Source organism: Rubrivivax sp. JA1026 (assembly GCF_011065555.1).
Classification (GTDB): Bacteria; Pseudomonadota; Gammaproteobacteria; order Burkholderiales; family Burkholderiaceae_C; genus Rubrivivax; species Rubrivivax benzoatilyticus.
On record NZ_JAALCQ010000009.1, the window covers coordinates 129374 to 154377 of the forward strand.

24 protein-coding genes are annotated in these 25004 nt (G+C 73.1%); 14 read left to right on the forward strand and 10 right to left on the reverse strand.

What is annotated here, in order from left to right; genetic code table 11:
* Nucleotides 1-204 precede the first annotated feature (204 nt).
* Nucleotides 205-432 carry a hypothetical protein gene (locus G5B56_RS15525; RefSeq protein ID WP_009858368.1) on the forward strand — a complete coding sequence of 76 codons (228 nt, stop codon included), beginning with the start codon at nucleotides 205-207 and terminating at the stop codon, nucleotides 430-432.
* 27 nt (nucleotides 433-459) lie between these two features.
* Here the strand turns inward: G5B56_RS15525 and G5B56_RS15530 are convergent, their stop codons facing one another.
* The 6 genes from G5B56_RS15530 to G5B56_RS15555 all read right to left on the reverse strand — a co-directional run bounded on the left by G5B56_RS15530 (nucleotide 460) and on the right by G5B56_RS15555 (nucleotide 8459).
* Complete coding sequence (locus G5B56_RS15530) at nucleotides 460-2484, reverse strand: response regulator (RefSeq protein ID WP_009858369.1); 2025 nt, start codon at nucleotides 2482-2484, stop codon at nucleotides 460-462.
* Between the two features lies 1 nt (nucleotide 2485).
* The gene (locus G5B56_RS15535; protein ID WP_009858370.1) at nucleotides 2486-2926 is read right to left on the reverse strand and encodes a response regulator; all 441 of its coding nucleotides are present in this window, start codon (nucleotides 2924-2926) and stop codon (nucleotides 2486-2488) included.
* Complete coding sequence (locus tag G5B56_RS15540) at nucleotides 2923-5187, reverse strand: ATP-binding protein (protein WP_164963822.1); 2265 nt, start codon at nucleotides 5185-5187, stop codon at nucleotides 2923-2925. The genes G5B56_RS15535 and G5B56_RS15540 overlap by 4 nt, the downstream gene beginning before the upstream one ends.
* Nucleotides 5188-5192: 5 nt before the next feature.
* Entirely contained in the window at nucleotides 5193-6506 is a 1314-nt protein-coding gene (locus tag G5B56_RS15545; protein ID WP_009858372.1) for a sugar ABC transporter substrate-binding protein, read from the reverse strand.
* 131 nt (nucleotides 6507-6637) lie between these two features.
* Nucleotides 6638-7894: an AGE family epimerase/isomerase gene (locus G5B56_RS15550; RefSeq protein ID WP_164963823.1), complete on the reverse strand. Its 1257-nt coding sequence runs from the start codon at nucleotides 7892-7894 to the stop codon at nucleotides 6638-6640.
* Between the two features lie 76 nt (nucleotides 7895-7970).
* Nucleotides 7971-8459, reverse strand: coding sequence for a MarR family winged helix-turn-helix transcriptional regulator (locus tag G5B56_RS15555; protein ID WP_164963824.1), 489 nt, complete (start codon nucleotides 8457-8459; stop codon nucleotides 7971-7973).
* Between the two features lie 268 nt (nucleotides 8460-8727).
* On the opposite strand from G5B56_RS15555, the gene G5B56_RS20100 reads away from it, so the two are divergent.
* The 6 genes from G5B56_RS20100 to G5B56_RS15585 all read left to right on the forward strand — a co-directional run bounded on the left by G5B56_RS20100 (nucleotide 8728) and on the right by G5B56_RS15585 (nucleotide 15273).
* On the forward strand, nucleotides 8728-10242 hold the full coding sequence (locus tag G5B56_RS20100) for a methyl-accepting chemotaxis protein (protein WP_009858375.1): 1515 nt from the start codon (nucleotides 8728-8730) through the stop codon (nucleotides 10240-10242).
* Nucleotides 10243-10341: 99 nt separating this feature from the next.
* Entirely contained in the window at nucleotides 10342-11010 is a 669-nt protein-coding gene (locus G5B56_RS15565) for a Crp/Fnr family transcriptional regulator (RefSeq protein ID WP_164963825.1), read from the forward strand.
* Nucleotides 11011-11091: 81 nt separating this feature from the next.
* Entirely contained in the window at nucleotides 11092-11391 is a 300-nt protein-coding gene (cowN, locus tag G5B56_RS15570; protein WP_009858377.1) for a N(2)-fixation sustaining protein CowN, read from the forward strand.
* A gap of 137 nt (nucleotides 11392-11528) precedes the next feature.
* Nucleotides 11529-13469 carry a methyl-accepting chemotaxis protein gene (locus G5B56_RS15575; protein ID WP_164963826.1) on the forward strand — a complete coding sequence of 647 codons (1941 nt, stop codon included), beginning with the start codon at nucleotides 11529-11531 and terminating at the stop codon, nucleotides 13467-13469.
* A 125-nt stretch (nucleotides 13470-13594) separates the two neighbouring features.
* Nucleotides 13595-14236, forward strand: coding sequence for a hypothetical protein (locus tag G5B56_RS15580; RefSeq protein ID WP_164963827.1), 642 nt, complete (start codon nucleotides 13595-13597; stop codon nucleotides 14234-14236).
* Between the two features lie 68 nt (nucleotides 14237-14304).
* A complete protein-coding gene (locus tag G5B56_RS15585; RefSeq protein WP_404947962.1) occupies nucleotides 14305-15273 on the forward strand; it encodes a tripartite tricarboxylate transporter substrate-binding protein in 969 nt (322 codons plus the stop codon).
* Here G5B56_RS15585 and G5B56_RS15590 read toward each other — a convergent pair.
* Together G5B56_RS15590 and G5B56_RS15595 are read right to left on the reverse strand one after the other, a co-directional pair.
* A complete protein-coding gene (locus G5B56_RS15590) occupies nucleotides 15242-15469 on the reverse strand; it encodes a hypothetical protein (RefSeq protein ID WP_138938916.1) in 228 nt (75 codons plus the stop codon). The two genes, G5B56_RS15585 and G5B56_RS15590, sit on opposite strands and share 32 nt — an antisense overlap.
* Before the next feature lie 42 nt (nucleotides 15470-15511).
* Nucleotides 15512-15769 (reverse strand): DUF2249 domain-containing protein, encoded by a 258-nt coding sequence (locus tag G5B56_RS15595; protein WP_009858651.1) that lies wholly within the window; start codon nucleotides 15767-15769, stop codon nucleotides 15512-15514.
* Between the two features lie 72 nt (nucleotides 15770-15841).
* Here G5B56_RS15595 and G5B56_RS15600 point away from each other — a divergent pair, with 72 nt between their 5' ends.
* The 6 genes from G5B56_RS15600 to G5B56_RS15625 all read left to right on the forward strand — a co-directional run bounded on the left by G5B56_RS15600 (nucleotide 15842) and on the right by G5B56_RS15625 (nucleotide 18856).
* Nucleotides 15842-16453, forward strand: a complete 612-nt coding sequence (locus G5B56_RS15600) for a cytochrome c oxidase subunit 3 (RefSeq protein ID WP_164963829.1) — start codon at nucleotides 15842-15844, stop codon at nucleotides 16451-16453.
* On the forward strand, nucleotides 16450-16725 hold the full coding sequence (locus G5B56_RS15605; RefSeq protein ID WP_164963830.1) for a cytochrome C oxidase subunit IV family protein: 276 nt from the start codon (nucleotides 16450-16452) through the stop codon (nucleotides 16723-16725). The genes G5B56_RS15600 and G5B56_RS15605 overlap by 4 nt, the downstream gene beginning before the upstream one ends.
* 68 nt (nucleotides 16726-16793) lie before the next feature.
* A complete protein-coding gene (locus G5B56_RS15610) occupies nucleotides 16794-16949 on the forward strand; it encodes a hypothetical protein (RefSeq protein ID WP_009858654.1) in 156 nt (51 codons plus the stop codon).
* 198 nt (nucleotides 16950-17147) lie between these two features.
* Nucleotides 17148-17603 carry a hypothetical protein gene (locus tag G5B56_RS15615; RefSeq protein WP_009858655.1) on the forward strand — a complete coding sequence of 152 codons (456 nt, stop codon included), beginning with the start codon at nucleotides 17148-17150 and terminating at the stop codon, nucleotides 17601-17603.
* On the forward strand, nucleotides 17590-18117 hold the full coding sequence (locus G5B56_RS15620; protein ID WP_009858656.1) for a hypothetical protein: 528 nt from the start codon (nucleotides 17590-17592) through the stop codon (nucleotides 18115-18117). Before G5B56_RS15615 ends, G5B56_RS15620 begins: the two co-directional genes overlap by 14 nt.
* Nucleotides 18118-18160: 43 nt before the next feature.
* Nucleotides 18161-18856: a flagellar basal body L-ring protein FlgH gene (locus G5B56_RS15625; protein WP_009858657.1), complete on the forward strand. Its 696-nt coding sequence runs from the start codon at nucleotides 18161-18163 to the stop codon at nucleotides 18854-18856.
* A gap of 156 nt (nucleotides 18857-19012) precedes the next feature.
* Here the strand turns inward: G5B56_RS15625 and G5B56_RS15630 are convergent, their stop codons facing one another.
* A complete protein-coding gene (locus G5B56_RS15630; protein WP_164963831.1) occupies nucleotides 19013-20530 on the reverse strand; it encodes a choice-of-anchor I family protein in 1518 nt (505 codons plus the stop codon).
* A 293-nt stretch (nucleotides 20531-20823) separates the two neighbouring features.
* Here G5B56_RS15630 and G5B56_RS15635 point away from each other — a divergent pair, with 293 nt between their 5' ends.
* The gene (locus G5B56_RS15635) at nucleotides 20824-22380 is read left to right on the forward strand and encodes a methyl-accepting chemotaxis protein (protein ID WP_009858659.1); all 1557 of its coding nucleotides are present in this window, start codon (nucleotides 20824-20826) and stop codon (nucleotides 22378-22380) included.
* A 54-nt stretch (nucleotides 22381-22434) separates the two neighbouring features.
* Here the strand turns inward: G5B56_RS15635 and G5B56_RS15640 are convergent, their stop codons facing one another.
* Nucleotides 22435-24918: an adenosylcobalamin-dependent ribonucleoside-diphosphate reductase gene (locus tag G5B56_RS15640; RefSeq protein WP_164963832.1), complete on the reverse strand. Its 2484-nt coding sequence runs from the start codon at nucleotides 24916-24918 to the stop codon at nucleotides 22435-22437.
* Between the last annotated feature and the right edge of the window lie 86 nt (nucleotides 24919-25004).

The following is a 25004-nucleotide window of genomic DNA, read 5'->3' on the forward strand; positions in this document are numbered from 1 at the left end:
GCGACAGCGACGCGACAGTGGCGTGTCCGGCGGCTGTCGGGTCGCCCCGCCGGCGCGATGATGCAGCAGCCCGCGCCGGGCCGCCGCGCCGGGCGCGGTTCGGCCCGGCTTGGGCTGCATCAAATCCCCACCGGCGCCCGGGCGCCTAATCGGCAGGCCGGCCGCCGTGGCGGCTGGCTGGTGACACCCCGTCAGGAGAACCGCATGTCCACTGCGTCGCACCCGTCGATCGTCCGGGCCGTCGTCCGCGAGATCCTGCCCCGTACCGGGCTGGCCTACCTCGACGGCGACGACCAGCGCGAATGGACCGTCACCAAGAGCACGCCCGGCGCCGACTTCGCGCATCTGCACCCGGGGGACCGGGTGGAGCTGTGTGTCGAACGCCACGACGCCTGGCTGATCGTCTCGGGCTACGCCGAGCTCGACCACTGAGCCCCGGCCCCGCGTGCGCGCGGGGTCTCAGCGGCGGGGCCGCGCCGTCTCCCCGGCCGGCAGCCAGCGCAGCAACTGCGTGTACAGCCGCTCGGCGGCCACCGGCTTGGGCAGGTGGTCGTTCATGCCGGCGGCCAGACAGGCCTCGCGGTCCTCGCCGAAGGCGTTGGCGGTCATCGCGATCACCGGCACGTGTTCGCCGCCGGGGCGGGCGCGGATCTCCCGGGTGGCCTGCAGCCCGTCGAGCACCGGCATCTGCACGTCCATCAGGATCGCCGCGTAGGCGTTGGCCGCCGCGCGCTCGACGGCCTGCCGGCCGTCGCCGACCAGGTCGACGACCAGCCCGGCGCATTCCAGCAGCTCTTCGGCGACCAGCTGGTTGATCTCGTTGTCCTCGGCCACCAGCACGCGGGCACCGGCGTGGCGCTGGCGGACTAGGGTCTCCAGGTCCATGCCCGGCGCGGGTGCCGCCGCACGCTCGGCCTCGTCCTGGGCGCGCTGCAGCCTGACCTCGATGCAGAAGGTGCTGCCCTGGCCCGGCACGCTGCGCACGTCGATGCGCCCGTGCATCAGCTCGACGAGGTGGCGGCAGATGGCCAGCCCGAGGCCGGTGCCGCCGAAGCGCCGCGTCGTCGAGCTGTCGGCCTGCTGGAAAGGCGCGAACAGCTGCGCCAGCCGCGCGGCCTCGATGCCGATGCCGGTGTCGCTCACCTCGAGCAGCAGCCGTGGTGCGGCGGCCTCGCTGGCGTCGACGGCGCAGGTCAGGCGGATCTCGCCGCGGTCGGTGAACTTCACCGCGTTGCCCAGCAGGTTCAGCAGCAGCTGGGCCAGCCGCGTCGGGTCGCCACGCAGCCGGGCGCCAGCGGCACGGTTGTCCACCGACAGCGTCAGGTGTTTCTCGGCCGCCAGGTCGGCGACGAGGCCGCGTGCACGCTCGAGCACCTCGTCGAGCGCGAAGTCCACCGTCTCGAGCGTCAGCTTGCCGGACTCGATCTTGGACAGGTCCAGCACGTCGTTGACCAGCGACAGCAGGTGGTCGACGGCGCGCGCGATGACCGACAGCGAACGCTGCTGCTGCGGCGACGCCTCGCGCTGCAGCAGATGGACCATGCCGGTGATGGCGTTCAGCGGGGTGCGGATCTCGTGGCTCATGTTGGCCAGGAAGGCGCTCTTGGCGCGGTTGGCCGCCTCGGCCTTGCGCGTGCGCTCCTCGACCAGCACCTCCAGGTGGTGGCGGTGGCGTTCGAGCTCGGCGACGATGCGCCGGCGCTCGGTCATGTCGCGCAGCAGGCCCAGCACCGCCGGCCGGCCCCGGTGTTCGAAGCGCGCCGCGCGCAGCTCCATCCAGACACGATGGCCGTCGCGGTGCAGCAGCGCAACGTCGTCATGGCGCTCGGGCTCGGGTGTCGGCGGCGCCAGCCGTGCCTGGTAACGCTCGTCCCACAGCGGCAGCGACTCCGGCGCGAGGGTCTCGTCGAAGCCGCGGCCCTCGAAGTCCAGGCGGTCGTAACCCAGCAGCGCCGGCAGTGCCGGGTTGACGAAGACGAAACGCCGGTCCTGGGCGACGAACAGGCCGTCGCCCAGCGAGCCGACGATGGTGCGGTTGAAGGCCTCGCTGTCGGCCAGCGCCTGCGCCGCACGCGCGGCCTCGCGCCGCCGCTGCACGTCCTCGAGGCAGCGCTCGATGGCCGGGATCAGCCGCGCCATGCGGTCCTTGAGCACGAAGTCGGCGACGCCGCGGCGCAGCAGGTCGACCGCCAGCTCCTCGCCGATGGTGCCGGTGACGAGGATCACCGGCACCTCGGGCAGCCGTAGGCGCACCTCGGCGAGCGTGGCGTCGAAGTCCAGCCCGGGCAGCGAGTGGTCGGCCAGCACCAGCTGCCAGCCGCCTTCGGCGAGCGCGGCGCGAACGGCCTCCGGCGACGCGGCGCGGCGGCAGTCGGCCCCGAGGCCGTGCTGCTGCAGCTGGCGCCGCAGCAGCTGGTAGTCGGTCTCGAGATCCTCGATGACGAGGATGCGGTCGGCCTTGCCGGCCGGCGGGCAGGAGCTCATCTCATCCCCGGTTCAGCGGTTCGTTGGTCGCCAGCCAGTACACGCCGAGGCCGGCGACCCGTTCGGCGAACTCGCCGAAGTCCACCGGCTTGCGCACGAAGCTGTTGGCGCCGCCTTCGTAGCTGGCGATGCGGTCGGTGTCCTCGTCGCTGGAGGTCAGCACGACGACCGGCAGGCAGCGTGTGCGCTCGTCGGCACGCAGCCGCGCCAGCACCTCCAGCCCGGTCAGCCGGGGCAGGCCGATGTCCAGCAGCACGACGGTCGGCAGGTCCGGGCCCGGGCGCGTGGCGAACTCGCCGGCGCGGAACAGGTAGTCCAGCGCCTGCTGGCCGTCGCGCACGACGTCGACGCGGTTGGCGACCCGTGCCCGGTTCAGCGCGCGCAGCGTCAGCAACTCGTCCTGCGGGTTGTCTTCGACGAGCAGGATCACACGCTCGCTCATGCCGTCGCTCCTTCGTTCTGGCCGGCCTGCGGCCGTGGCGGCAGGGTGAAACGGAAGCAGGCCCCCCGGCCCGGGTGACCTTCGGCCTCGATGCGCCCGCCGTGGCGGTTGACGATGCGCTGCACGGTCGCCAGGCCGATCCCGAGACCGGGAAACTCGTCCTGCCGGTGCAGCCGCGCGAAGGCCTTGAACAGCCTTCCGGCATGCGCCATGTCGAAGCCGGCGCCATTGTCCTCCACGCAGAACCAGCGCTCCCCGTCACGGCTGAGCGCATGGACGTGGATGCGTGCGTCGGCGCGTCCGGCCGAGTACTTCCAGGCGTTGCCGACCAGGTTGCCGACCAGCGCGGCGAGCATGCGCCGGTCGCCGTCGAAGACCAGGCCGGGCTCGATCTCGACCTCGACCTGGCGCGCGGGCTCGGCGCGGCGCAGGTCGGCTGCGGCTTGCGCGGCCAGCGCCGACAGGTCCACCGGCGCCACCGACAGCGCGCCGCGCAGCGTGCGCGACAGCGTCAGCAGGCCTTCGACGAGGTCACCCATGCGCTGTCCGGCGAGCACGACCTGGTCGAGATAGCCGCGGGCCTCGGGCTCCAGCTTATCGCCGTGGTCCTCGATCAGGGCCTGCGAGAAGCCGGTCATCGCGCGCAGCGGCGCGCGCAGGTCGTGCGAGACGGCGTAGGCGAAGGCGTCGAGCTCGGCATTGGCGGCCTGCAGCTCGGCGGTGCGTGCGGCGACTCGTGCCTCGAGCTGGGCGTTGAGCTCGCGCAGCGCCGCCTGCGCCTGGCGCTGCTCGGTGATGTCGTGCAGCACGACCTGCACGCCCTGGCCGTCGGCCAGCGCCAGCAGCATCACGGTCGACTCGACGTCGGCCTGGCCGCCGTCGAGCCGCCGGATGCGGTGCTCGAGCGCCGGGCCCGGGGCGCCGCCGGCGGCCAGCGCGGCCTGCTGCTCCAGGCGCCGTCGGGCCAGTTCGGCGTCGTCGGCAGCGAACAGCTCGGCCGTGCTGCGTCCGCGCAGCTCGGCGATCGAGGCCGCGCCGAACAGGCGCAGGCAGGCCTGGTTGGCGATCTGCAGCCGGTCGTCGAGCGCGACGTAGATCGCCACCGGCGCGTCGCGGAACAGGGTTTCGTAGCGTGCGGTGGCCAGCTGCTGCTCGGCAAGCCGGCGCGAGAGCTCGTCGTGCAGCCGGCGCAGCGCATGCGCGAGATCGGCGACCTCGTCCTGGCGCCGCGCCGGCATCGCCGCGAAACGCGGCGGCTGCTCGTGCACGACGCGCAGCGCCGCGGCCGACAGATCGCCGATCGGCCGCGCGACGCGCGAGGCCAGCCAGACGCTGAGCAGCATGAACGCCAGCGCGCCGGTGCTGCCCAGCACCAGCAGCCGTCGCGACATCTCGTCGGCGGGACGGAAGGCGAGGGCGGCGGGCTGGCGCAGCAGCACCGTCAGCCCCGAGCTGCCGGGGCCGCCGGGGCTGCGTTCCCAGTCGCTCAGGTACTCGCCTTCGCCCGGCCAGGCGGCAATGTGCGGCGGGTTGTCGGGGTCGGGCGGCAGCGGCGCCGGGCGGTCCAGCCAGGCCGCCGGGCCGAGCAGCACGCGCTGCTCGCGGTCGAGCACGATGCTCTCGATGCCGGTTTCCGCCGACATGCCGCGCTGCAGCGAGCGGTGCAGGTCGCGCAGCCAGTCCCAGTGCAGGCGCGCCGCGAGCACGCCGATCGGGCGGCCGGTCATGTCGGTCATCGGCACGCCGAGGTCGATCAGCGGCGGCGGTTCGCCGTCGTCGAGGCCCAGGCTGGCGGCCAGCGCACCGGCCGGCCGGCGCCCGCCGATCCAGGGTGCCTGCGTCGCCGGCTCGAACCACGGTTCGCCACGCAGGTCGGCACCTTCGAGCAGCGCGTTGGTGGCCACCTGCACACGCCCGTCGGTCGAGACGATGGCCACCCAGGCCAGCGCCGACTGCTGCGCACGCAGGCCTTCGAGCAGCAGCCGGGCGTCGCCGGCCTCGAACAGCCCGCTGGCCAGCAGCGGGTGGTCGGCGGTGGCCTGCAGCTGTTCCAGGCGCTGGCGCAGCGCGCCGTCGAGCGTGCGCGCCAGCAGCAGGGCCTCGCGCCGCATCGACTGGCCCTGCTGCTCGACGAGCTGGCCGCGCTGCACGTGGCCGACCACCGCCGCCGTCAGCAGCGCCAGTGCCAGGCCGCTGCCGCCGAGGATCAGCGCAAAACGTGCGCGCAGGCTGCGGCGGGGGTCGAGCCAGCGGGGCAGCATCGGCTTCAGTTGCCGTAGTAGCCGCCGGCGCGCATCTCGCGGTCGGCGGCGGCCTGGGAGGCGCGCAGCGCCTGCTCCACCGTCGTGCGGCCGGTGAGCGCGGCGGCGATCTGCTGGCCGACGGCGACGCCGATGGTCTGGAACTCGGGAATCGCCGCGTACTGCACGCCCTGGTAGGGGCTGCGCGGCAGCGTGCTGTCGCCAGGGTCGACGCTGTCGATGGCCTTCTTCTCGGCGGCCGCGAAGTGGCCGGCGACACGCTGGAACGCCGGGTTGGCGTAGGTCGAGCGCCGTGTCCCGGTGGGCACCGCAGCCCAGCCGCGCTCGCGTGCCACCAGCGCCGTGTACTCCTTGGACGTGGCCCAGGTGACGAAGCGGCGCGCCGGCTGCGGGTGCCGGCTCGAGGTCGGCACCGCCAGCGACCAGGCCCAGAGCCAGTTCGCGCCCTTGGTCGTCACCGCATAAGGCGCCTGGGTGAAGCCGACGCGTCCGGCGACGCTGCTGCCGGCGGGGTCGGAGACGAAACCGGCGGCGATCGTCGCGTCGACCCAGATCGCGCAGCGGCCGGCGCGGAACAGCGTCAGCAGCTCGTTGTAGCTGTTGGCCGCCGAGCCCGGCGGGCCCCAGCGCTGCAGCAGCTCGACGTAGAGCGTCACGGCCTCGCGCCAGGGGCGGGTCTCGAGCTGCGGCCGCCAGGCCATGTCGAACCACTGGCCGCCGAAGCCGTTGACCATCGTCAGCAGCAGCGCCATGTTGTCGCCCCAGCCGGGTTTGCCGCGAAGGCAGATGCCGTGCACGCCGGCCGCCGGGTCGTTCAGCCGCTCGGCCGCGGCGCGCACCTCGCGCCAGGTCGGGCGCTCGCCGAAGCTGATGCCGGCGCGCGCCGCGAGGTCGCGCCGGTAGTACAGCATCGAGCTCTCGCCGTAGAACGGCGCGGCGTAGAGCCGGCCGTCGACCGAGAGCCCGGCGCGGATCGCCGGCAGCAGGTCGTCGACGTCATAGGCCGGCGGCGGCTCGATCGGCCGCAGCCAGCCCTTGCGGGCCCAGACCTGGGTCTCGTACATCCCGATCGTGACGACGTCGTAGCGGGTGGCGCCGCGCGCGACGTCGGTGGCCACGCGCTGGCGCAGCCCGGCCTCCTCCAGCGTCACCCAGCGCACGCGGATGTCGGGATTGGCACGCTCGAAATGCGGCGTCAGGCGCTGCATCTCGATCATGTGCTCGTTGTTGACCGTCGCGACGACGATCTCGGTGGCCGCCCAGGCCGGCGACGACAGCACCGCGAGGCTGCACGCGAGGCGAAAGAACGAAGCCCTCATCGTTCTCCTTCCGGGCGCTTGCCCCCGCCCGCGGCGTGGATGGTCGCCTGTCCGGGCCGCCGGAGCAACGGCTGCGGCGCCGGCCGCCGCCCGGTGTTGCGCCGACGCCCGCCGGACGCGGCGGCGCCGCGTCAGCGGCCGAGCGCGCCCAGCACGCGCAGCACGTCCCAGCACGCGCCCATGTCGTGGTAGTCGGTCTTGCCGGCGGGACTCTTCTCGTCGGTCAGCTTGCGGTTGTCGGGGCCGAGGATGCGATACCACGCGCCGTGCCGGTGGTCGACGAAATGGCGCCAGACGTAGGCCCAGATCCGGTCGTACCAGCCCCAGGCGCCGGGTTCGTCCAGGCGCACGGCCAGCCAGGCCGCGGCGGCCAGGCTCTCGGCCTGCACCCAGTGGTACTTGTCTGCGTCGCAGACGCTGCGGTCGGGCGCGAAGCCGTAGGCCAGGCCGCCGTGCTGCGCGTCCCAGCCGTGGGCCAGCGCGGTGTCGAAGAAGCGTCTGGCGGTCGGCGCGATCCACGCCGGGGCCTGCGCCGGCGCCAGCCGCGCCTGCAGCTGCAGCAGCAGCTTGGCCCACTCGGTGAGGTGCCCCGTCTGGAAGCCCCAGGGGCGGAAGATGTTGCTGCGGTCGTGGCGGTTGTAGTCCCAGTCGATCGTCCAGGGGCCGTCGCCGTCGCGGCGCCAGTGCTCCCAGACCAGGCCAGAGGCCTTCGACGCCAGGCCCTGCGTGACGGCCTGGGCCAGCGACAGTGCGCGCTCCAGGTGGCGCGGCTCGCCGGTGGCCTCGTGCGCGGCCAGCATCGCCTCGCAGGCGTGCATGTTGGCGTTCTGGCCGCGGTAGGGCGCGAGCCGCCAGGCGGCGTCGGCCTCGTCGGCGTAGAGGCCGCAGTCGGGCTCCCAGAAGCGGCGTTCCATCAGCTCGAGCGCCTCGTCCAGGCCCTCGCGGGCGCCGGCGATGCCGGCCATCGCGGCATGTGCGTGCGCCAGCACGACGAAGGCCAGGCCGTAGCCGTGGTTCGTGGTGTCGAGCACGCGGGCGCGGCCGGCGTGCCAGTCCAGCAGCCAGGCGTAGCCGCCATCGGGCTGGCGATGGGCGTCGTGCAGGAAGTGCAGGCCGTGGCGCGCCAGCGCGAGGTCGTCGGCGCTGCCGAAGTGGCGCGCCGCCTGCGCGTGCACGACGACGAAGCGCGTGCTGCTGACCAGGTGGCGCGTGCGCCGGTCGTAGACCGTGCCGTCGTCGAGAAAGTAGTGGAAGAAGCCGCCGCCGGGATCGGCGGCGCGGCCGGCGTAGAACGCGAGCGTGTCGCGGATGTGGCGGCGCAGGAACTCCGGCGAGCGGAAGTCGGGGGTCGCGCGGCCGTCGGGCGCGGGGGCAACGGGGTCGGACATCGGTGGACTCGGACGGCTGAACCGCGACGATACGACGCCGTTGCCGCGCCGCGAAAGCCGTCCTTGGCGCCGGGGTTCAGCGCCGCGCCGTGGCGCCCGCCGGGCCGCGCGGCAGTGCGTCGGCCAGGCGCGCGTGCAGCGCCTCGAGCACACCCAGCGCGTCGGCGAGTTCGGCCGCCGGCAGGCCGGCCGCCAGGCGTGCCGTCCAGGCCTCGTGCAGTGCCGTGGCGGCGGTGAGCTGGCGGCGGCCGGCGGCGGTCAGGCCGTAGAGCGGCGAACGCTGGTGGCGCGGGTTCGCCGCCGCGGCGACCAGGCCTTCGCGAGCCAGCAGGTGCAGCTGCTTCTGTGCCCCCTGGCGCGTGACGCCGACGGCCTCGGCGAGCTGCGGCGCCGACAGCGGCCGCCCGGCCTGGGAGATCGCGCCCAGCACCTGCCAGCGTGCCGAGTTCAGCTCCAGCGGCTCGAGCAGGGCGTCGCCGCGTGCGAGCAGGCGGCTGCTCAGGCGCTGCACCGCCTGCATCAGCGTGCTGACGAGGCGGGCGGGATCGTCGGTCGGATGGGCCATCGTGGTGCGTCTCGAACTGACAACCAGTTTCCAGTAAGGGAAACCGGTTGTCAATTTGGCACCCGCTGCGGGCATCGCGGCCGGCCGGTCTTGCGCTCGCTCAGAACGCGAAGCCGTTGGCGCACGCGGCATTCAACTTTTCCCCTGTCCGGACGATAGGGGACCATGACCCTCGCCGGTTTCCGGCGACACCGTTCGAACCGACACGTCAGACCTCATGCTCAGATTCCTACGTCGTTTCACGCTCCGAACCCGACTGCTGGCCTCGATGGCCCTGCTCACCGCCGCGCTGCTGGGGCTGGGCGCCTGGGGCGTGGTCGAGAACCGGATCGTCACGCAGCGCACGGCAGCCCTGTTCGACAGCGCCCAGCAGGGCTCGGACGCGGTGGCGCGCCTGCGCGAGTCGCTGACCAACCTGCGCCGGCTGCAGGCCGACGCGATCGCCTCGGGCGCCAACCCGGTCGAGGTCGAGCGCATCGTCGGGCTGTGGAAGGCCGAGGCGCAGCGTGTGCAGGCACTGGACGCCGAACTGACGAAGGTCGATCCGGGCAACACGACGATCGAGGCGCTGGTCAAGCAGCAGCAGGGCCAGTTGCAGCAGTACACGGGCATCGTCGGGCCGCTGCTGGACAAGCTGCAGTCGGCGGTACTGGACAGCGCCGGCGCGCTGGCCTACGCCGAGGAAGCCGAGGAGCACGTCAAGGCGCTGCACGGCACGGCCGACGCGATGCTGCGTGCCAGCCAGTCGCGCCAGGCGACGATCCGCCAGGAACTGGCCGACGCCTCGGCGCTGGCCGCCAACCTGCGCCTGGCGATGACGGTGCTGGCCGTGGCGGTGCTGCTGCCGGCGCTGTGGCTGACGCTGCAGTCGGTGTGCGACCCGCTGCAGCAGGCGGTGTCGGCGGCCGACCGCATCGCGCGCGGTGACCTCGGCGAAGACCTGCGTGTCGAGGGCCAGGACGAGACCGCGGCGCTGCTGCGCTCGCTGCAGCAGATGCAGCAGTCGCTGCGCCGCCTGGTCGGCCAGGTGCGTGAGTCGGCCGAGTCGATCCAGACCGCCAGCGGCGAGGTCGCCGCCGGCAACACCGACCTCAGCCAGCGCACCGAGGAGCAGGCCAGCAACCTGCAGCAGACCGCCTCGTCGATGGAGATGCTGACCGGCTCGGTGCGCCACAACGCCGACTCGGCGCAGCGTGCCAACGAGCTGGCCAGCGACGCCGCCGGCGCTGCGGCCCAGGGCGGCAAGGTCGTCGGCCAGGCGGTGACGACGATGCACGACATCGCCGCCTCGTCGCAGAAGATCGCCGAGATCATCGGCGTCATCGACGGCATCGCGTTCCAGACCAACATCCTGGCACTGAACGCCGCGGTCGAGGCCGCGCGGGCCGGCGAGCAGGGCCGCGGCTTCGCCGTCGTGGCCGGCGAGGTGCGCTCGCTGGCCCAGCGCAGCGCCGAGGCGGCGCGCGAGATCAAGACCCTGATCACCGCCAGCGTCGAGCGTGTCGAGGCCGGCACGCGGCAGGTCAGCGACGCCGGCCAGTCGATGCAGGACATCGTCACCAAGGTCGAGCGGGTCAGCCAGCTGATCGCCGACATCTCCGGCGCGACGGTGGCGCAGTCGCGCGACATCGGCCAGGTCGGCGACGCCGTCGGCCAACTCGACCGCGTGACGCAGCAGAACGCCGCGCTCGTCGAGCAGAGCGCCGCGGCGGCCGAGAGCCTGCGCGCCCAGGCCGCGCGTCTGGCCGATCTGGTCAGCGTGTTCCGCATCGGCCAGGCCTGACACGTCGGGCCCGCACGCCGGGCTTGATCCTCGTCAGTCCGGCCTCGAAGTGCGGCCCGCGGTGGCTGCGCACGGCCCCGTGTTTGCTTGATGGGCGGCATGCACCCGCATGCCGCCAGCTTTGTCGGACTCTCGACAGCCGCCGCGCCCGCCGCGCCGCCACCGGGATTCGTGCCGCGGCGCCTGGCTCGCGGCCAGGTCCTGTGCGCGCCGGGCGACGGCCGCAACCTCGTCTTCTTCGTCGCCAGCGGACGCCTGCGTGTGCACCTCACCGGCGCCAGCCGCGAGCTGACGCTGGCCTTTCTCGAGCCCGGCGACGTCTATTCGACGCACTCTCCGGCCTGGGTGACCGCCGCCGCCGCAACCACGGTCTGGACCGTTGACACGCGTGCCTTCATGGCCCGGCTGGCCGACGACCCGGCGCTGCTGCCGCCGGTGATGGCGGTGCTCGGCCGCCTGCTCACCGGCGCCGTGGGGCTGGTCGAGGACCTGGCCTTTCGCGAGGTGCCGGCACGGCTCGCGCGTTTCGTGCTCGGGCTGGCGCAGCGCCGCGGCGAACACGACGGCGAGGGCTGGCGGGTGCCGCTGGATCTCAGCCTGGAGGACATCGCCAGCCTGCTCGGCAGCACCCGGCAGACGGTGTCGGCGCTGGTCAGCCAGTGGCAGCGCGAAGGCCTGCTCGAGCGCCGCGGCCGGCGCTGCCTGCGCATCCCGTCGGCCCAGGCGATGCAGGCGCTCGAACTCGTCGCCGGGCGCGGCGGTGCGTGAAGAACGTCGCCTGGCCGACGGACACGCGCCGCCGTCACCGTCGACATTGTCTGTCGTCGTCCACCACCGGAGCCCCGCCCCGTGAGCCACCGTCCCTGCGACTGCCCCAAGACCGACCGCTACGTCAGCTTCGCCGGCATCGACTGCGCCGGCAACGCCCGGCGCATCATCGAGATCATCGACACCCACCTCGCCGTGCCCGGTCGGCGCGACCGCTTCTGGGACTACTTCGACCGCAAGCGCACCGGCGGCTCCGGCCCGCGTCCGGACGACCTGTTCCTGGTGCATTCGCACCTCAACCAGATCCGCGAGTACTTCGAGGCCTGGCAGGACGCGCCGGCGATCGCGCTGCTCGACCGTGTCGAGGAGGAGTGCTGCTGAGCGCCGGCCGCCTGCCAAGATCTGCACGGTGTTCGACGCGTTCATCTGGAAACACTCTAAATTGCAAAAACGAAAAATCCGATTCCACGAACTGGCATTGATGAACTGCTGTTCCGGTTCGTGGAAAGGATGTCTCCGTGTTTGCACTGCTCGATCGATGGTCCCTGTCGCACAAGCTGCTGCTGATCGCCGTGCTGGCGTTCACGCTGCTGGCGGTGCCGGGCACGCTGGCGCTGAACCTGGCGCTGGAGCAGGTTCGCCAGGCACGCCATGAGCTCGAGGGCCTGCCGCCGGCCACGGCGCTGATGGCGCTGGCGCGGCTGACGGCGCAGCACCGCGGCCTGTCCAACGCGGCGCTCGGCGGCAACGCCGAGGCCGAGGCCCAGCGCGCCGCGCTGCGCACGAAGATCGACGCCGCGGCGGCGACGGCGCGCGCCAGCGTCGCGGCGCTGGACGAGCCCGCGCTGGCTGCTCGCCTCGTGCGCCTGCTCGACGAGGAGCGCGGCCTGGCCGAGGAGGTCGCCGCCCGCCGCGTGCTGGCGCCGGCCAGCTTCCAGCGCCACACCGCCGTCGTCGCGGCGCAGCTGGACCTGGTCTACGACATCGCCGCGAGCACCGAGATCGTGCTGCATCCGCTGGCCTCGGGCTACTTTCTCCAGGACGCGACGCTGAACCACCTGCCGCGCCTGGGCGAGCTGCTCGGCCAGCTGCGCGGGGCCGGCATGGGCCTGCTGGTGCGCGGCGAGGCCACGCCGGCCGAGCGTGCACGGCTGTCCGGGCTGGTGGAGCGCGTGCGCAGCGCCAGCGCCGAGCTGACGCGGGCGCTGGACCACGCGATGGACGCCGACCCGGCCCTCGCCGCGGCGCTGGGCCCCCGCGCCCGCGAGGCCCGCGAGGCGGTGATGCAGGGCCTGGACTTCGCCACCGGCGCGGTCGTCGACGCGGCGGTGCTGGACCATCCCGGCGCCGACTGGTGGCGGCGCACCAGCGAGGTCATCGACCTTCAGCACGCGCTGGGCGAGCTCACGGTGCAGGCGCTGCAGGCCGACCTGCGCCAGTACGCCGACACGCGCGTGCAGCGGCTGGCCTGGGCCGGCGCGCTGATGGCGCTGCTGGGCGCGGGCACCGGCGGGCTGCTGTGGCAGATCGGCCGGCGCAGCGCCCGGTCGCTGGCCACCGCGATCGACGCCGCCAACGCGGTCGCCGCCGGCGACCTCAGCCGGCAGCTGCCGCTGCCGCCGGAGAACGCGCGCGACGAAGGCCAGCGCATGCTGCGCGCGATGCACACGATGTGCGCGCAACTGGTCGCGCTGGTCGGCACGGTGCGCGACAACGCCGGGCAGATCGCCACCGCGAGCAGCGAGATCGCCAACGGCAACGCCGACCTCAGCGCGCGCACCGAGCAGCAGGCCAGCAGCCTGCAGCAGACCGCGGCCAGCATGGAGCAGATGACGGCCACCGTCGCCCAGACGTCCGAGCATGCGACCCAGGCCAGCCGCATGGCCAGCGCCACCGCCGAGGCCGCCGGCCGCGGCGGCGAGGTCGTGCAGCGGGTGGCCGCGACGATGGCCGAGATCGAGGCCGGCGCGCGGCGCATCGGCGACATCGTCGGCACGATCGACGCCATCGCCTTCCAGACCAACATCCTGGCGCTCAACGCCGCCGTCGAGGCGGCCCGCGCCGGCGAGCACGGCCGCGGCTTCGCGGTCGTCGCCGGCGAGGTGCGGGCGCTGTCGCAGCGCAGCGCCGAGGCGGCGCGCGAGGTGCGCACGCTGATCGGCAGCAGCACCGCGGCGGTGGCCGCCGGCGGCGCGCTGGCGCGCGAGGCCGGCCAGGAGATGCAGGCCATCGTCGAACAGGTGCAGCGCGTGGCGACGCTGATCGCCGAGATCACCGCCGCCAGCAGCGAGCAGACCGAAGGCATCGGCCAGGTCAACGCCGCCGTCGGCGATCTGGACCGGACGACGCAGCAGAACGCGGCGCTGGTCGAGCAGAGCGCCGCGGCCGCCGACAGCCTGCGCCAGCAGGCGGCGCGGCTGTCGGCCGCCGTCGGCGTCTTCCGCCTCGAACGCGGCTGAGGCGGCCGGCGCCGCATCCGATGGCGCGTCGCGGCGCGCCTGTTCGCGTGGCCGGTGTTCGACGCCCCGGCGGCGAGGCGCTAGGCTTGCCGTTCCAACGGAGAACCTGCCTCATGCACGCAACGATGTCCCGTTCCCTGGTGTTGCGCGGCCGCCGGGTCGCCGCATTCGCGGCGCTGGCCGCGCTCGCCGCCTGCGCCTCCACCCCGCGAGGCATCGACGCCCAGTGGCGCGCGCCCGACGCCGGCCGCCCGCTGGGCGGCGCGCGGGTGCTCGTCGCCTGCGAGGCGGCCGAGACGACGCTGGTGCGGCTGTGTGTCGAACGCTTTGCCGCCGAGCTGGCCGCGCGCGGCGCCACGCCGGTGCCGGCGCCCGATGCACCGCCGCCGCCGGCCGCCGGCCCGCGCGACGATGCGCGTTACGTCGATCTGGCGCGCCAGGCCGGCGCGGCCGCGGTCTGGGTCGGCAGCGTCTCGGTGGCGCCGGCCGAGCCGGCCTCCGGCGGCCTGTCGATCGGCTTCGGCGGCCTGCACGTCGGCAGCGGCGGCAGCGGCGTCGGCCTGGGCGTGACGCTGCCGGTGGGCTCGCTCGGGGGCGGCGGCTCCGCGGTGCGTTACGCCGCCGAGGCCCGCGTCAGCGAAGTCGCCGGCGGCCGACTGCAGTGGAGCGCACGCGCCGGCTCGGGCGCGTCGGGCGACGCCGGGGGGCAGCTCGACGCCCTGGCGCGCCGGCTGGTCGACGCGGCGGCCACCGCCGGGCTGTTCTGAGCCTCGGCGCCGGCCGCGTGCCGGTGCCCCCTGACGACCCCACGCCGCGATCCCGAAGACCGATGCCCATGCCGAACCGCCGCCGCATCCTCCAGTCCCTGGCCACCGTCGCCATCGCGGCGCCCTGGGTGGCACGCGCCGAAGGGCGCACGGTCCGCCTGCTGGTCGGGTTTCCGCCCGGCGGCGGCACCGACGCCATCGCGCGTGTGCTCGCCGAACGGCTGAAGGACGAGCTCGGCGCCCCGGTCATCGTCGACAACCGGCCCGGTGCCGGCGGCCAGCTCGCCGCGCAGGCGCTGAAGGCGGCCGCGGCCGACGGCAGCACCTTCCTGCTGTCGCACGACCACACGGTGTCCATCCTGCCGCTGGTGCTGCGCCAGCCCGGCTTCGACCCGGCGCGCGACTTCGTGCCGGTGGCCGGCTTCGCGAGTTTTGCCAACGCCTTCGCGGTGTCGGCACGCACGCCGGCGCGCAGCCTGCGCGAGTACGTGGCCTGGGTGCGCCGCGAGGGCGGTGGCCGCGGCGCCGTCGGCATCCCGGCCGCGGCTTCGGTGCCGGAGTTCCTGGTCCGCATCGTCGCCGAGCGCAACGGCCTGGATCTCGTCGCCGTGCCCTACCGCGGCAGCGCGCCGATGATGGCCGACATGCTCGGCGAGCAGATCACCGCGGGGGTCGGGTCGGTGCCCGACTTCATCGAGAACCATCGCCACGGCCGGCTGCGCGTGGTCGCGGTGATGGGCACCCGGCGCATCGCCCAGATGCCCGAGGTGCCGACGCTGGCCGAGTCGGGCGTGGCGGGTTTCGAGGAGCTGCCGTACTACGGTGTCTTCGCCCCGGCCGCCACGCCGCGCCCGGCGCTGGACGGCTTCGCCGCAGCGCTGTCGCGTGTGCTGGCGCAGCCGGCGGTGCACGAACGGCTGACGGCGATGGGCTTGTCGGTCGGCTTCATTGAGCCGGCGCAGTTGGAAGCGCGTGAACGCGCCTACCGCGCGGCCTGGGCTCGCATCATCGCTGCCAGCGGCTTCCAGCCGCAGTGATCGCCGCCGGCCGCCGGCGTGCGGCCGCGCGTTCGCGCAGCTCGCAGGCCAGCGCGCTGGAGCCGGTGACCGCGACCGAGGTGCCGAACGCCAGCGGCCACCAGGAGCCGCTGGCCGTGCTCAGTGCCGCGCCGGCGAGCACCCCGGCCAGCCCGATCGCGTAGTGGTGCAGGGCAGGGCAGAACAGCAGGTTCATCGTCGTTCTCCTCGGCGGGTGGCCGCCTTGCGGCGGCCGCGTTCAGCTGACCAGGAAGTCGATGACCACCGCGCCCGGGGCGCGCTGGCGATAGGTGGCGCGCACCTGGCCGCGGTAGTGCTGCTCGATCTGCATCAGCAGCGGCAGCGGGTCGTGGTCGTTGGCGAAGCGCATGGTCTCGCCGGGTTCGAGCGCGTCGAGCGCACCGAAGATCGCGGCGTGGCGGAAGCGCTTGGCGATGCCGCGCGCATCGAAGACGTGGATGCCGTCTTCGGACGGGTTGGAGCAGGAACAGGACATCGGGTCGGCCTCTGTTGAAGGTGCATTCAGCGTATTGCTTCGGACTGATCAAATCCTTAAGATGCTTCAACTATGCAGCTTCAAGTCGTCCTGCCGCCCGAGGCCCGCAGCCCCGCGGAACCCGCCGCCGAACCCCGGCTGACCGGCGACCTGGCGGTCTGGCTGGTCATTGCCGCCGAGCTGCTGACCTTCGGCCTGCTGTTCGTCTCCTACGCCTTCGCCCGGCTGCGCGAGCCGGAGCTGTTCGCGACGCTGCAGGCGACGCTGGACCTGGACCGCGGCGCGTTCAACACCGTGCTGCTGATCAGCGGCAGCGCCGCCGTCGCGCATGCGGTGGCGGCGCTGGACGCCGGGCGCACGGCCGGCGCCCGCCGCTGGCTGGCCGCGGCGCTGGCCTGCGGCGCGCTGTTCAGCGTCCTCAAGCTCGACGAGCTGGCCGCCAAGGTGGCCGCCGGCGCCGACCTGGCGGCCAACACCTTCTGGATGTTCTATCTGGTGCTGTCGGGCTTCCACCTGCTGCACGTCGTCGCCGCGATGGTCTTCCTGGCCGTCGTCTGGTGGCTGGCCGGGCGCGGCGCCTACGGCCCGGGGCGCACCCACGTGCCCGAGACCGCCGCGGCGTTCTGGCACATGGTCGACCTGCTGTGGATCGTGCTGTTCCCGCTGCTCTACGTGCTGCGATGAAGCTCTCGCGCATCGATCTCGTCTGGGCGGCGCTGCTGGTCGCCACCGCCACCACCTGGGCGCTGGGCGAGTCCGGCAGCGGCGCGGCGTGGTGGCCGATGCCGCTGGTGTTCACGCTCGCCGCCGCCAAGGCCGCGGCAGTGGCGCTGGACTTCATGGGCCTGGCCGGTGCGCCGCCGCTGTGGCGCCGGCTCGTGCTGGGCTGGGTGTTCGGCGTCGTCGTGCTGGTGCTGCTGGCCTGGTGGCTGGGCCGCGGCGCCGTCTGCGCATGACCCGAATGCGGGGGTGACCCCGGGGCGCGGGGTTCCGGGCCGCCGGGCGCGGCGCAACGATGCAGCGCATGGACACGCCCAAGCCCGAATCCACCGCCGGCCAGGTCCCCGCCTCGGCCCGCGCCGCGCTGGCCGCGCTCGCCGAGCTGCGCGACGAGCTCCAGAAGATGCACGCCGAGCTGGAGTACCTGCGGCTGATGCTGCGGCTGGGCGCCCGCGACTGAGGCGCGCACCTCCGCGAACGTGACCGATTGCGACCGGAGATCACCTCCGGGTGATATTCGGAAATATCCCGTCGAATATCGTCGTGGCGCCGTCATGAATATCTCCGGAAACTCGATATAGGTGGTTTTCGGGGGGTCTATTCGAGGTTTTCGGGGGTGATCCGATAGTTAATCTGAGGGCACTTGGAAGGAGTGCCCATGAGTACCATCGGATCCCTCGCGACGGCCTACATCAATCCCCGCAGCGACGTCGGCGCATACGAGCGCAACGTCAAGGCCTTCGGCCCCGTCGTGGCCACCGCGATCGGCGCCGCCAACGCCGCCGGCAGCGCCTGCGGCGCCACCTGCTCGTTCAGCCGCGACGCGCTCGACGCGCTCGACGACTGGGTCGACGATGGCGTCGACGCGGTCGCCTCGCTGGGCGCGACGCTCGCCGGCGCCGCCGACGCGCTGCAGCAGGGTGTCGCCGACACCGTCGGCGGCGTCGTCGACACCGTGTCCGACGCGGCCGATGCCGTCGGCGATGCCTTGCAGGGCGTGGTCGACACGGCGTCGGACGTCGTCGGTGGTGTCGCCGACGCGGTCGACACGGTGGCCGGCTACGCGGCGATGGGCGTGCTGTCGGTCGGGCAGGCGATCCATGAAGCGGTCTGAACTCGCCGCCGCCGCGACGCTGCTGCTGTCGGGTTGCTCGCTGGTCTCGCCGCTGCCGACGCTGGAACTGGCGAAAGCCGCCGGTGCGGCCGTGCAGCATGCCGTGCTGTACGGCCCGAGCGAGGCCCGGCATACCGTCTTCCACGAGCCGCTGGCGGTCTCGGCGCTGTGCATCGAATATCGCCCGGACGCCCAGATCGTCGATTTCGTGCCGTCGCTGCAGGCCGAACTCAAGGCCCGCCGGATCGACAGCCGGGTCTACGAGGAAGGCACTCCACGGCAGACCTGCGACGCCTGGCTGAGATATACCGCGGCCATCGCCTGGGATACCACGCCATTCGCCGCCGAATACCGCCCCTACCTGCGCCAGGCCTCGCTCACGCTGCAGACCTCCAGCGGCCGCACGCTGGCCACCAGCCAGTACCGGCTTGAAGGCCTGCTCGAGGCCGGCAAGTGGTCCTCGACACGCGACAAGCTCGCCCCCGTCGTCTCGGCGCTGCTCACCGGGGCCTGACCCCGAGCCTGTGCCCCGCACCCCTGTTTCCGAGGAGTTCCAGATGAATCGCCCGACCGCCGTCCTGCTGGCCGCGGCCGCCGCCGTGCTCGGCGGCTGTGCCGCCCCCTCGCCGAGCACGCTCAGCGTGCCGACCGCCGTCACCGCGGTGGCCCCGCCGTCCTATGTCGAGCGGGCGGCCACCGGCTCGCTGTTCCAGCCCGGCGCGCCGATCGCGACGATGTTCTCGGGCGAGAAGCGCCCGCGCTCGATCGGCGACACGCTGAAGGTCGAGATCGACGAGCGCCTGGCGGCCAACCAGAAGGTCACCACCAACACCAGCCGCGAGAACAAGATCGCGACCAAGGGCCCCGGCACGGACTCGCAGAACGTGCGCGGCGCGCTCAGGAGCCTGCTCGACCTGGACGCCCAGGCCGGCGGCAGCGACTCCTTCGTCGGCAAGGGCTCGACCGAGAACTCCAGCCGCTTCAGCGGCCGCATCGCCGCGTCGGTGGTCAACGTGCTGCCCAACGGCCACCTCGTCGTCGCCGGCGAGCGCAGCATCGCCTACAACGAGGGCGTGACGACGCTGCGCTTCTCCGGTGTCGTCAATCCCGACGACATCAAGGCCGGCAACGTCGTCGCGTCGGCCGACATCGTCGATGCCCGGCTGGAGGCGGTGGGCCGCGGCGGTGTCGCCGACACGGCGGCACGCAGCTGGATGCAGCGTGTGCTCAGCAAGGGGCTGGCGATCTGGTGACCGGGGCGGGGCCGTCGCGGCGACGCCGGGTGCACCGGGCGCGCGCCACTGCCTGTTTCTTGAGCAATCCAGGGAAAACCCGCGGGGCACAGTCACTTGCGTGCCGCGCCCCCGGGTTGTCCACAGGGATACCCAGTGCCGCCGGGGACAGTCTCGTCAGCGGCGCCGGCCGTCCTTCGGCGCGATCTCGTACAGCGTCGTCGTGTCGCTGCTCTCGTGCGCCACGGCCAGGTAGTGGCGGCCACGGGCGTGGAAGGCGTGCAGGCCCTCGGGCGAGACGTCGCCCTCACCGAGCACCATGCCCAGATAGACCGGGGCCGTCGGTTCGCTGACGTCGAAGGCGGCGATCGCGGCCTTCTTCGTGCGCTCCAGGCCGACGAAGGCCAGCGTGCGGCCGTCGACCTCGAGCAGCGCGACGCCCTCGGGCTCGACGCCCTTGTTGTCGCTGCGGCCGTCGTCGTAGACACCGAGGCGGATGGCCTCGGCGTCGAGCAGGCTGCCGCTGTCCCAGACCAGGCGGCCGTCGGCGTCGCGGATCGAGATCGAGCGTGCGCCGAAGGCCACCAGATGCTGGGGCGTCGACGTCACGTTGTCGTAGGTCAGGCGAAACAGCTCGGCGGGGCCGGTGGACGGCACGAGGCGCGCGGCGTCGCTGCTGCCGGCCGAGCCGCGGCGCTCGTCCTCGCCGTCGGCGCTGCCGTTGTCGCGTGCATCGCCTTCGTTGGCCATCACCAGGTAGCTGCGGCCGCGCACGCGGTAGCTCGCGATCGAGTCGGGCTGGTACAGGCCGAAGACCGGCACCGGGCGCAGGAAGACGCCGTTGTTCGTCGCCGGGTCGGCCGGGTCCCGGTCGTTGGGGTCGATGCCGTTGCCGGGCAGGCTGAAGTCCTTCTCGCCCAGGCCGACGATCTTCACGAAGCGCCGGGCCTGGATGTCCAGCAGCGCCAGGCCGTTGGCCTCCTGCAGCGTCACCCAGGCGCGGCGGCCGCTGGCGTCGACGGTGATGTACTCGGGCTCGGGGTCGTAGGCGCTGTAGCTGGCGGGCTGGGTGGCGCGCGTGCCGGTGGCCGGGAACAGGCGCAGCTGGTCGTGGCCGGGGATGTCGGCCGTGATCGGCAGCGTCGTCACCGTGCGCTCGACGATGTCGACGATGCTGACGCTGCCCACCGGGTCCTCGGCGCTCAGGCCGGCGGGGGTCGGGCGCGGGTTGGGCGTGCCTTCGTTGGCGACGAGCAGCGTGCGGCCGTCGGGCGCGAAGGTCAGCATGTCGGGCAGCGGGCCCACCGGGATCGGGTGGCCGAGCTGCGCGCGCGTGCGGGTGTCGAACAGCACGACGCTGCCGGGCAGCGTGCGGTCCTGGCCGTTCTCGACGGCCAGCGCGGCGACGCCGCGCGCGATGGCGACGCTGTTGACGGCCCCCAGGTGCGAGACGTCGAGGTGCGCGACGAGCTGGCCGCTGGCGCGGTCGAGCACGTCGACACCGACCACGCCGGCGACCCACAGCGTGTCGCTGCGGGCGTCGTGGGCGACGATCTCGGCCTTCTGGCCAGGCACGCCGGTGGCGGCGTGGGCGTACTGCCAGACGCGCTGCAGCGCGAAGTCGGCGGCCTGGGCCGGCAGGGCGGCGGCGAAGGCGAGGGCGGCAACGGCGGCCAGCCGGGTCGGGGTCAGCATCGTGGGGGCTCTCGGGAGGTCGAAGACGACCGCGCAGCGTGCCCGGCGGGGATGGCAGTCCCGTGACGGCCGGCATCGCGGCGGCCCCTCGCCCGCGGGGTGCCGTTCGTGCCGCGCGTCACGCTGCAGGCGCCGGTGACGCGAATCCATCCCGTCGACAGGGGAACGATGTGCGGCAGGTCGCACCCGGGCGCTCAACTCCGCCCCGCCGGCCGCCGAAGCACCGTCATCGGCGCTCCAGGTTCGGCGAGAACCGCGGTGCGCAGCAGTCCGCGTCAACCGGAGATCGCACGATGAAGACCTGGAGCGACTTGCGCATCGGCCTGAAGCTGGGCATCGGCTTCGCGGTGGTGATGGTGGCGACGGCCGTCGTCGCCGTGTTCGGCCGCTATGCACTCGAAGGCGTCGGCGGCCAGGTGCACGAGCTCGTCGAGCACCGGCAGGCCAGCGTCGGCATGGCGCGCGACGTGAAGGACGAACTCAACGTCGTCGCGCGCGGCGTGCGCAACGTCGCGCTGCTCGATGATCGCAAGCAGATCGACGCCGAGATCGAGCGCATCCGCGGTTGCGAGACGCGCATCGCCGGCCTGCTGGAACGCCTGAAGGCCGGCGACCAGGACGGCGAGGGTGCCCGGCGCCTGGACGCGGTGATGGCGTCGCGGGCGGCCTACACGCCGGCGCTCACCCAGGCGCTGGAGCTCGCCGCCGCCAACCGCAGCGACGAGGCGCGCGACCTGCTGCTCAAGCAGGTGCGGCCGGTGCAGGCGGCCTATCTGAAGTCGCTGGACGCCTTCGTCGAGCACGAGGTCCAGCGCATGCAGGCCAGCGCGTCGGCCACCGAGGCGGCCATCGCGCGCGCCGGCAGCGTGATGCTGCTGGTCGCGCTGGCGGCGCTGGGCTGCGGCAGTGCGCTGGCCTGGCTGATCACGCGCAGCGTGACGCGGCCGCTGCGTTCGGCGCTGCAGGTCACCGAACGTGTCTCCGCCGGCGACCTGTCCGGCCCCGTGCCGGCCGGCAGCGCCGACGAGCTCGGCGTGCTGCTGCGTTCGCTGGACGGCATGCAGGCCAGCCTGCGGCAGCTGGTCGGTGGCGTGCGCGGCAACGCCGAGAGCGTGGCCACGGCCAGCGCCGAGATCGCGCGCGGCAACCAGGACCTGAGCCAGCGCACCGAGGAGCAGGCCGGCGCGCTGCAGCAGACCGCGGCGACGATGGAGCAGCTCGGCGCCACGGTGCGCCAGAACGCCGCCAGCGCACGCGAGGCCAACACGCTGGCGCACGGTGCCTCGCAGGTGGCGCTGCAGGGCGGCGCGGCGGTCGAGCAGATGCAGGGTTCGATGAAGAGCATCACGGCGTCGTCGCGCGAGGTCGCCGAGATCGTCGGTGTCATCGACGCGATCGCCTTCCAGACCAACATCCTGGCGCTGAACGCGGCGGTGGAATCGGCGCGCGCCGGCGAGGCCGGGCGCGGCTTCGCGGTGGTCGCCGCCGAGGTGCGCACGCTGGCGCAGCGCAGCGCCGAGTCGGCGCGCCAGATCCGCACGCTGATCGGCCAGAGCGTCGAGCGCATCGAGCAGGGCGCCGTGCAGGCCGAACGTGTCGGCCGCACGATGCACGAGGTGGTGCAGGCGATCGGCCGCGTGACGACGGTGATCGAGTCGATCAGCGCCGCCAGCACCGAGCAGAGCGACGGCATCGACCAGGTCGGCCATGCCGTCGGCCAGATGGACACCGTGACGCAGCAGAACGCCGCGCTGGTGGAGGAGAGCGCCGCAGCGGCCGAGAGCCTGCGCGTGCAGGCGACCCAGCTGGTCGGTGCGGTCTCGCGCTTCCAGCTGCCGCAGGCGGCCTGAAACGACAAAGCCCGCCGGGCGGCGGGCTTCGTGTTCAAGTGCGCCGGCCGGCGCTCAGCCGCAGGCGCCGATGTGGCCGCAGTTGGTGCACTTGGTGCAGCCGTCGATGTGGTGCATGTCGTGCGCGCCGCACTCCGGGCACTTGGCGCCGGTGCCGGCGGCGAACTGCATGCCGGCGGCGGGCTTGGCAGCCGCCGCCGTCTCGGCCTCGGCCGGGGCCGGCGCGGGCGGCGCGAAGCCGGCGGCGTAGGCGCGCGCCAGTTCACGCACCGGCACCTGCGCGCCCGAGGCGGTGAGGTAGCCGCGCGCGTGCAGCAGCTGCTGCACCGCGTAGGCCAGCGCCGCGACCTCGGAGTCGTGGAAACGCGGGATCTGCGTGCCGTCGCCGCGCACCAGCATGCCGCTGCGCACCGCGCCGTTGGTCCAGGCGATCTCGCGCAGGTTCTCCAGCGCCTTCTCGATCGACGCGCCGGAACGCGCGGCCAGCGACAGCAGGCGCATCGCGCCGTCCAGCCACTGGTCCTGCTCGCCGAGCAGCAGGAACTCGACCGGGCGCTCGATCGTCACCTTCTGGCCGTCGATGACGCCGTCCACCGGCAGGAAGCCGACGGTGACGTACATCGAACGCTTGCCGGCCTGGGTCCACATCTCGACCTTCTCGGTGACGCTGGAGATGCGGCCCACCGGGCGGCCGACGTGTTTGGTCAGCGGGTCCTCGTCGCGCGGCGCGGCCGGCGTGGCGGGCGCAGCGGCCGGCGTGCCGACCGACAGCACCGAGCCCAGCACCGAGTTCGGACGGTAGGTCGCCAGACCCTTCAGGCCGGCCTTCCAGGCGTCGAGGTAGAGGTTCTGGAAGTCCTCGTACGGATAGTCGGCCGGCACGTTGACCGTCTTGCTGATCGAGGTGTCCAGGAAGGGCTGCACCGCCTCGAGCATGCGCATGTGGTCGTTGGCCGACATCTCCAGCGCGGTGACGAACTGCTGCGGCAGCTTCGTCACGTCGCCGCCGAGGTGGCGGAACAGGCGCCAGGCGCGGTCGGCGACCTCGAAGATGCGGTGCGAACCGTCGGCTTCGCGCTTCTTGCGGTTGTAGGTCCAGGAGAACGGCGGCTCGATGCCGTTGCTGGCGTTGTCGGCGAAGGCCAGCGAGATCGTGCCGGTCGGCGCGATCGCCAGCAGGTGGCTGTTGCGGATGCCGTGCTTGCGGATCGCCTTGCGGATGGACTCCGGCAGGCGCTTGGCGAAGCCGCTCTTCAGGTACTTGGTCTTCTCCAGCTTGGGGAAGGCGCCGCGTTCGACGGCCAGGTCGACCGAGGCCAGGTACGAGGCGTCACGCATGGTCTCGGCGATCTTCGCGGCCAGCGCGCGGCCTTCGTCGCTGTCGTAGCGGATGCCCAGCATCACCAGCGAGCTGCCCAGGCCCAGGAAGCCCAGGCCGACGCGGCGCTTGGCGGCGGCTTCGGCGCGCTGCTGCTCCAGCGGCCAGTAGGTCGCGTCGAGCACGTTGTCGAGCATGCGCACGCCGACCCGCACGACGGCGGCGAAGCCCTCGAAGTCGAAGTGCGCGTCGTCGGAGAAGGCGCCGACGACGTGGCGCGTCAGGTCCACCGAGCCCAGGCAGCAGCAGCCGTAGTCGGGCAGCGGCTCCTCGGCGCAGGGGTTGGTGGCCTCGATCGTCTCGCAGTAGTGCAGGTTGTTCTCGCGGTTCATCTGGTCGATGAACAGCACGCCCGGCTCGGCGTGGTCGTAGGTCGACCGCATGATCTGGTCCCACAGGTCGCGGGCCTTGACGCTGCGGTAGACCCACTTGCCGTCCTCGCGCTGGCGGGCGCCGGCGGCGACCAGCTCCTCGTGCGGGCGCGCGGCGTGAACGAGCTCGAACTCGGCGTCGTCGATGACGGCCTGCACCAGCGCGTCGGTGACGCCGACGCTGATGTTGAAGTTGCGCAGCTCGCCCTTGTCCTTGGCGTGGATGAAGGCCTCGATGTCCGGGTGGTCGCAGCGCAGCACGCCCATCTGCGCGCCGCGGCGCGCGCCGGCGGACTCGACGGTCTCGCACGAGGCGTCGAAGACACGCATGAACGACACCGGGCCCGAGGCGCGCGAATGCGTCTGCGTCACCAGCGCGCCTTGCGGGCGGATGCGGCTGAAGTCGTAGCCGACGCCGCCGCCGCGGCGCATCGTTTCGGCGGCTTCGGTGACGGCGGTGTAGATGCCGGGCTTGTCGCCCTCGTAGCCGGTGATCGAGTCGCCGACCGGCTGCACGAAGCAGTTGATCAGCGTCGCCTGGATGTCGGTGCCGGCGGCCGACATGATGCGGCCGGCGGGCACGAAGCCGCGCTGCATCGCCCAGAGGAACTCGGCTTCGCGCGCCGAGCGTGCGTCCTCGGCCTCGATGGCCGCGAGTGCGCGGGCGACACGCGCCTGCACCTGCGCAATGTTCTGTTCGTCGCCCTTGGCGTACTTCTCCAGCAGGGCGACGGTGGCAATTTCCTGGGGTTCCAGGGCATCGAGCAGGTGTTTGTCGGGTGCGTTCATCGGCAACGGAAACGGCAACGCCGCGCGGCACGCGGCGTGGGGTTGATGGATTCGGGGGTCGGTTGCGGCGGCGTCGTCGGAGAGGA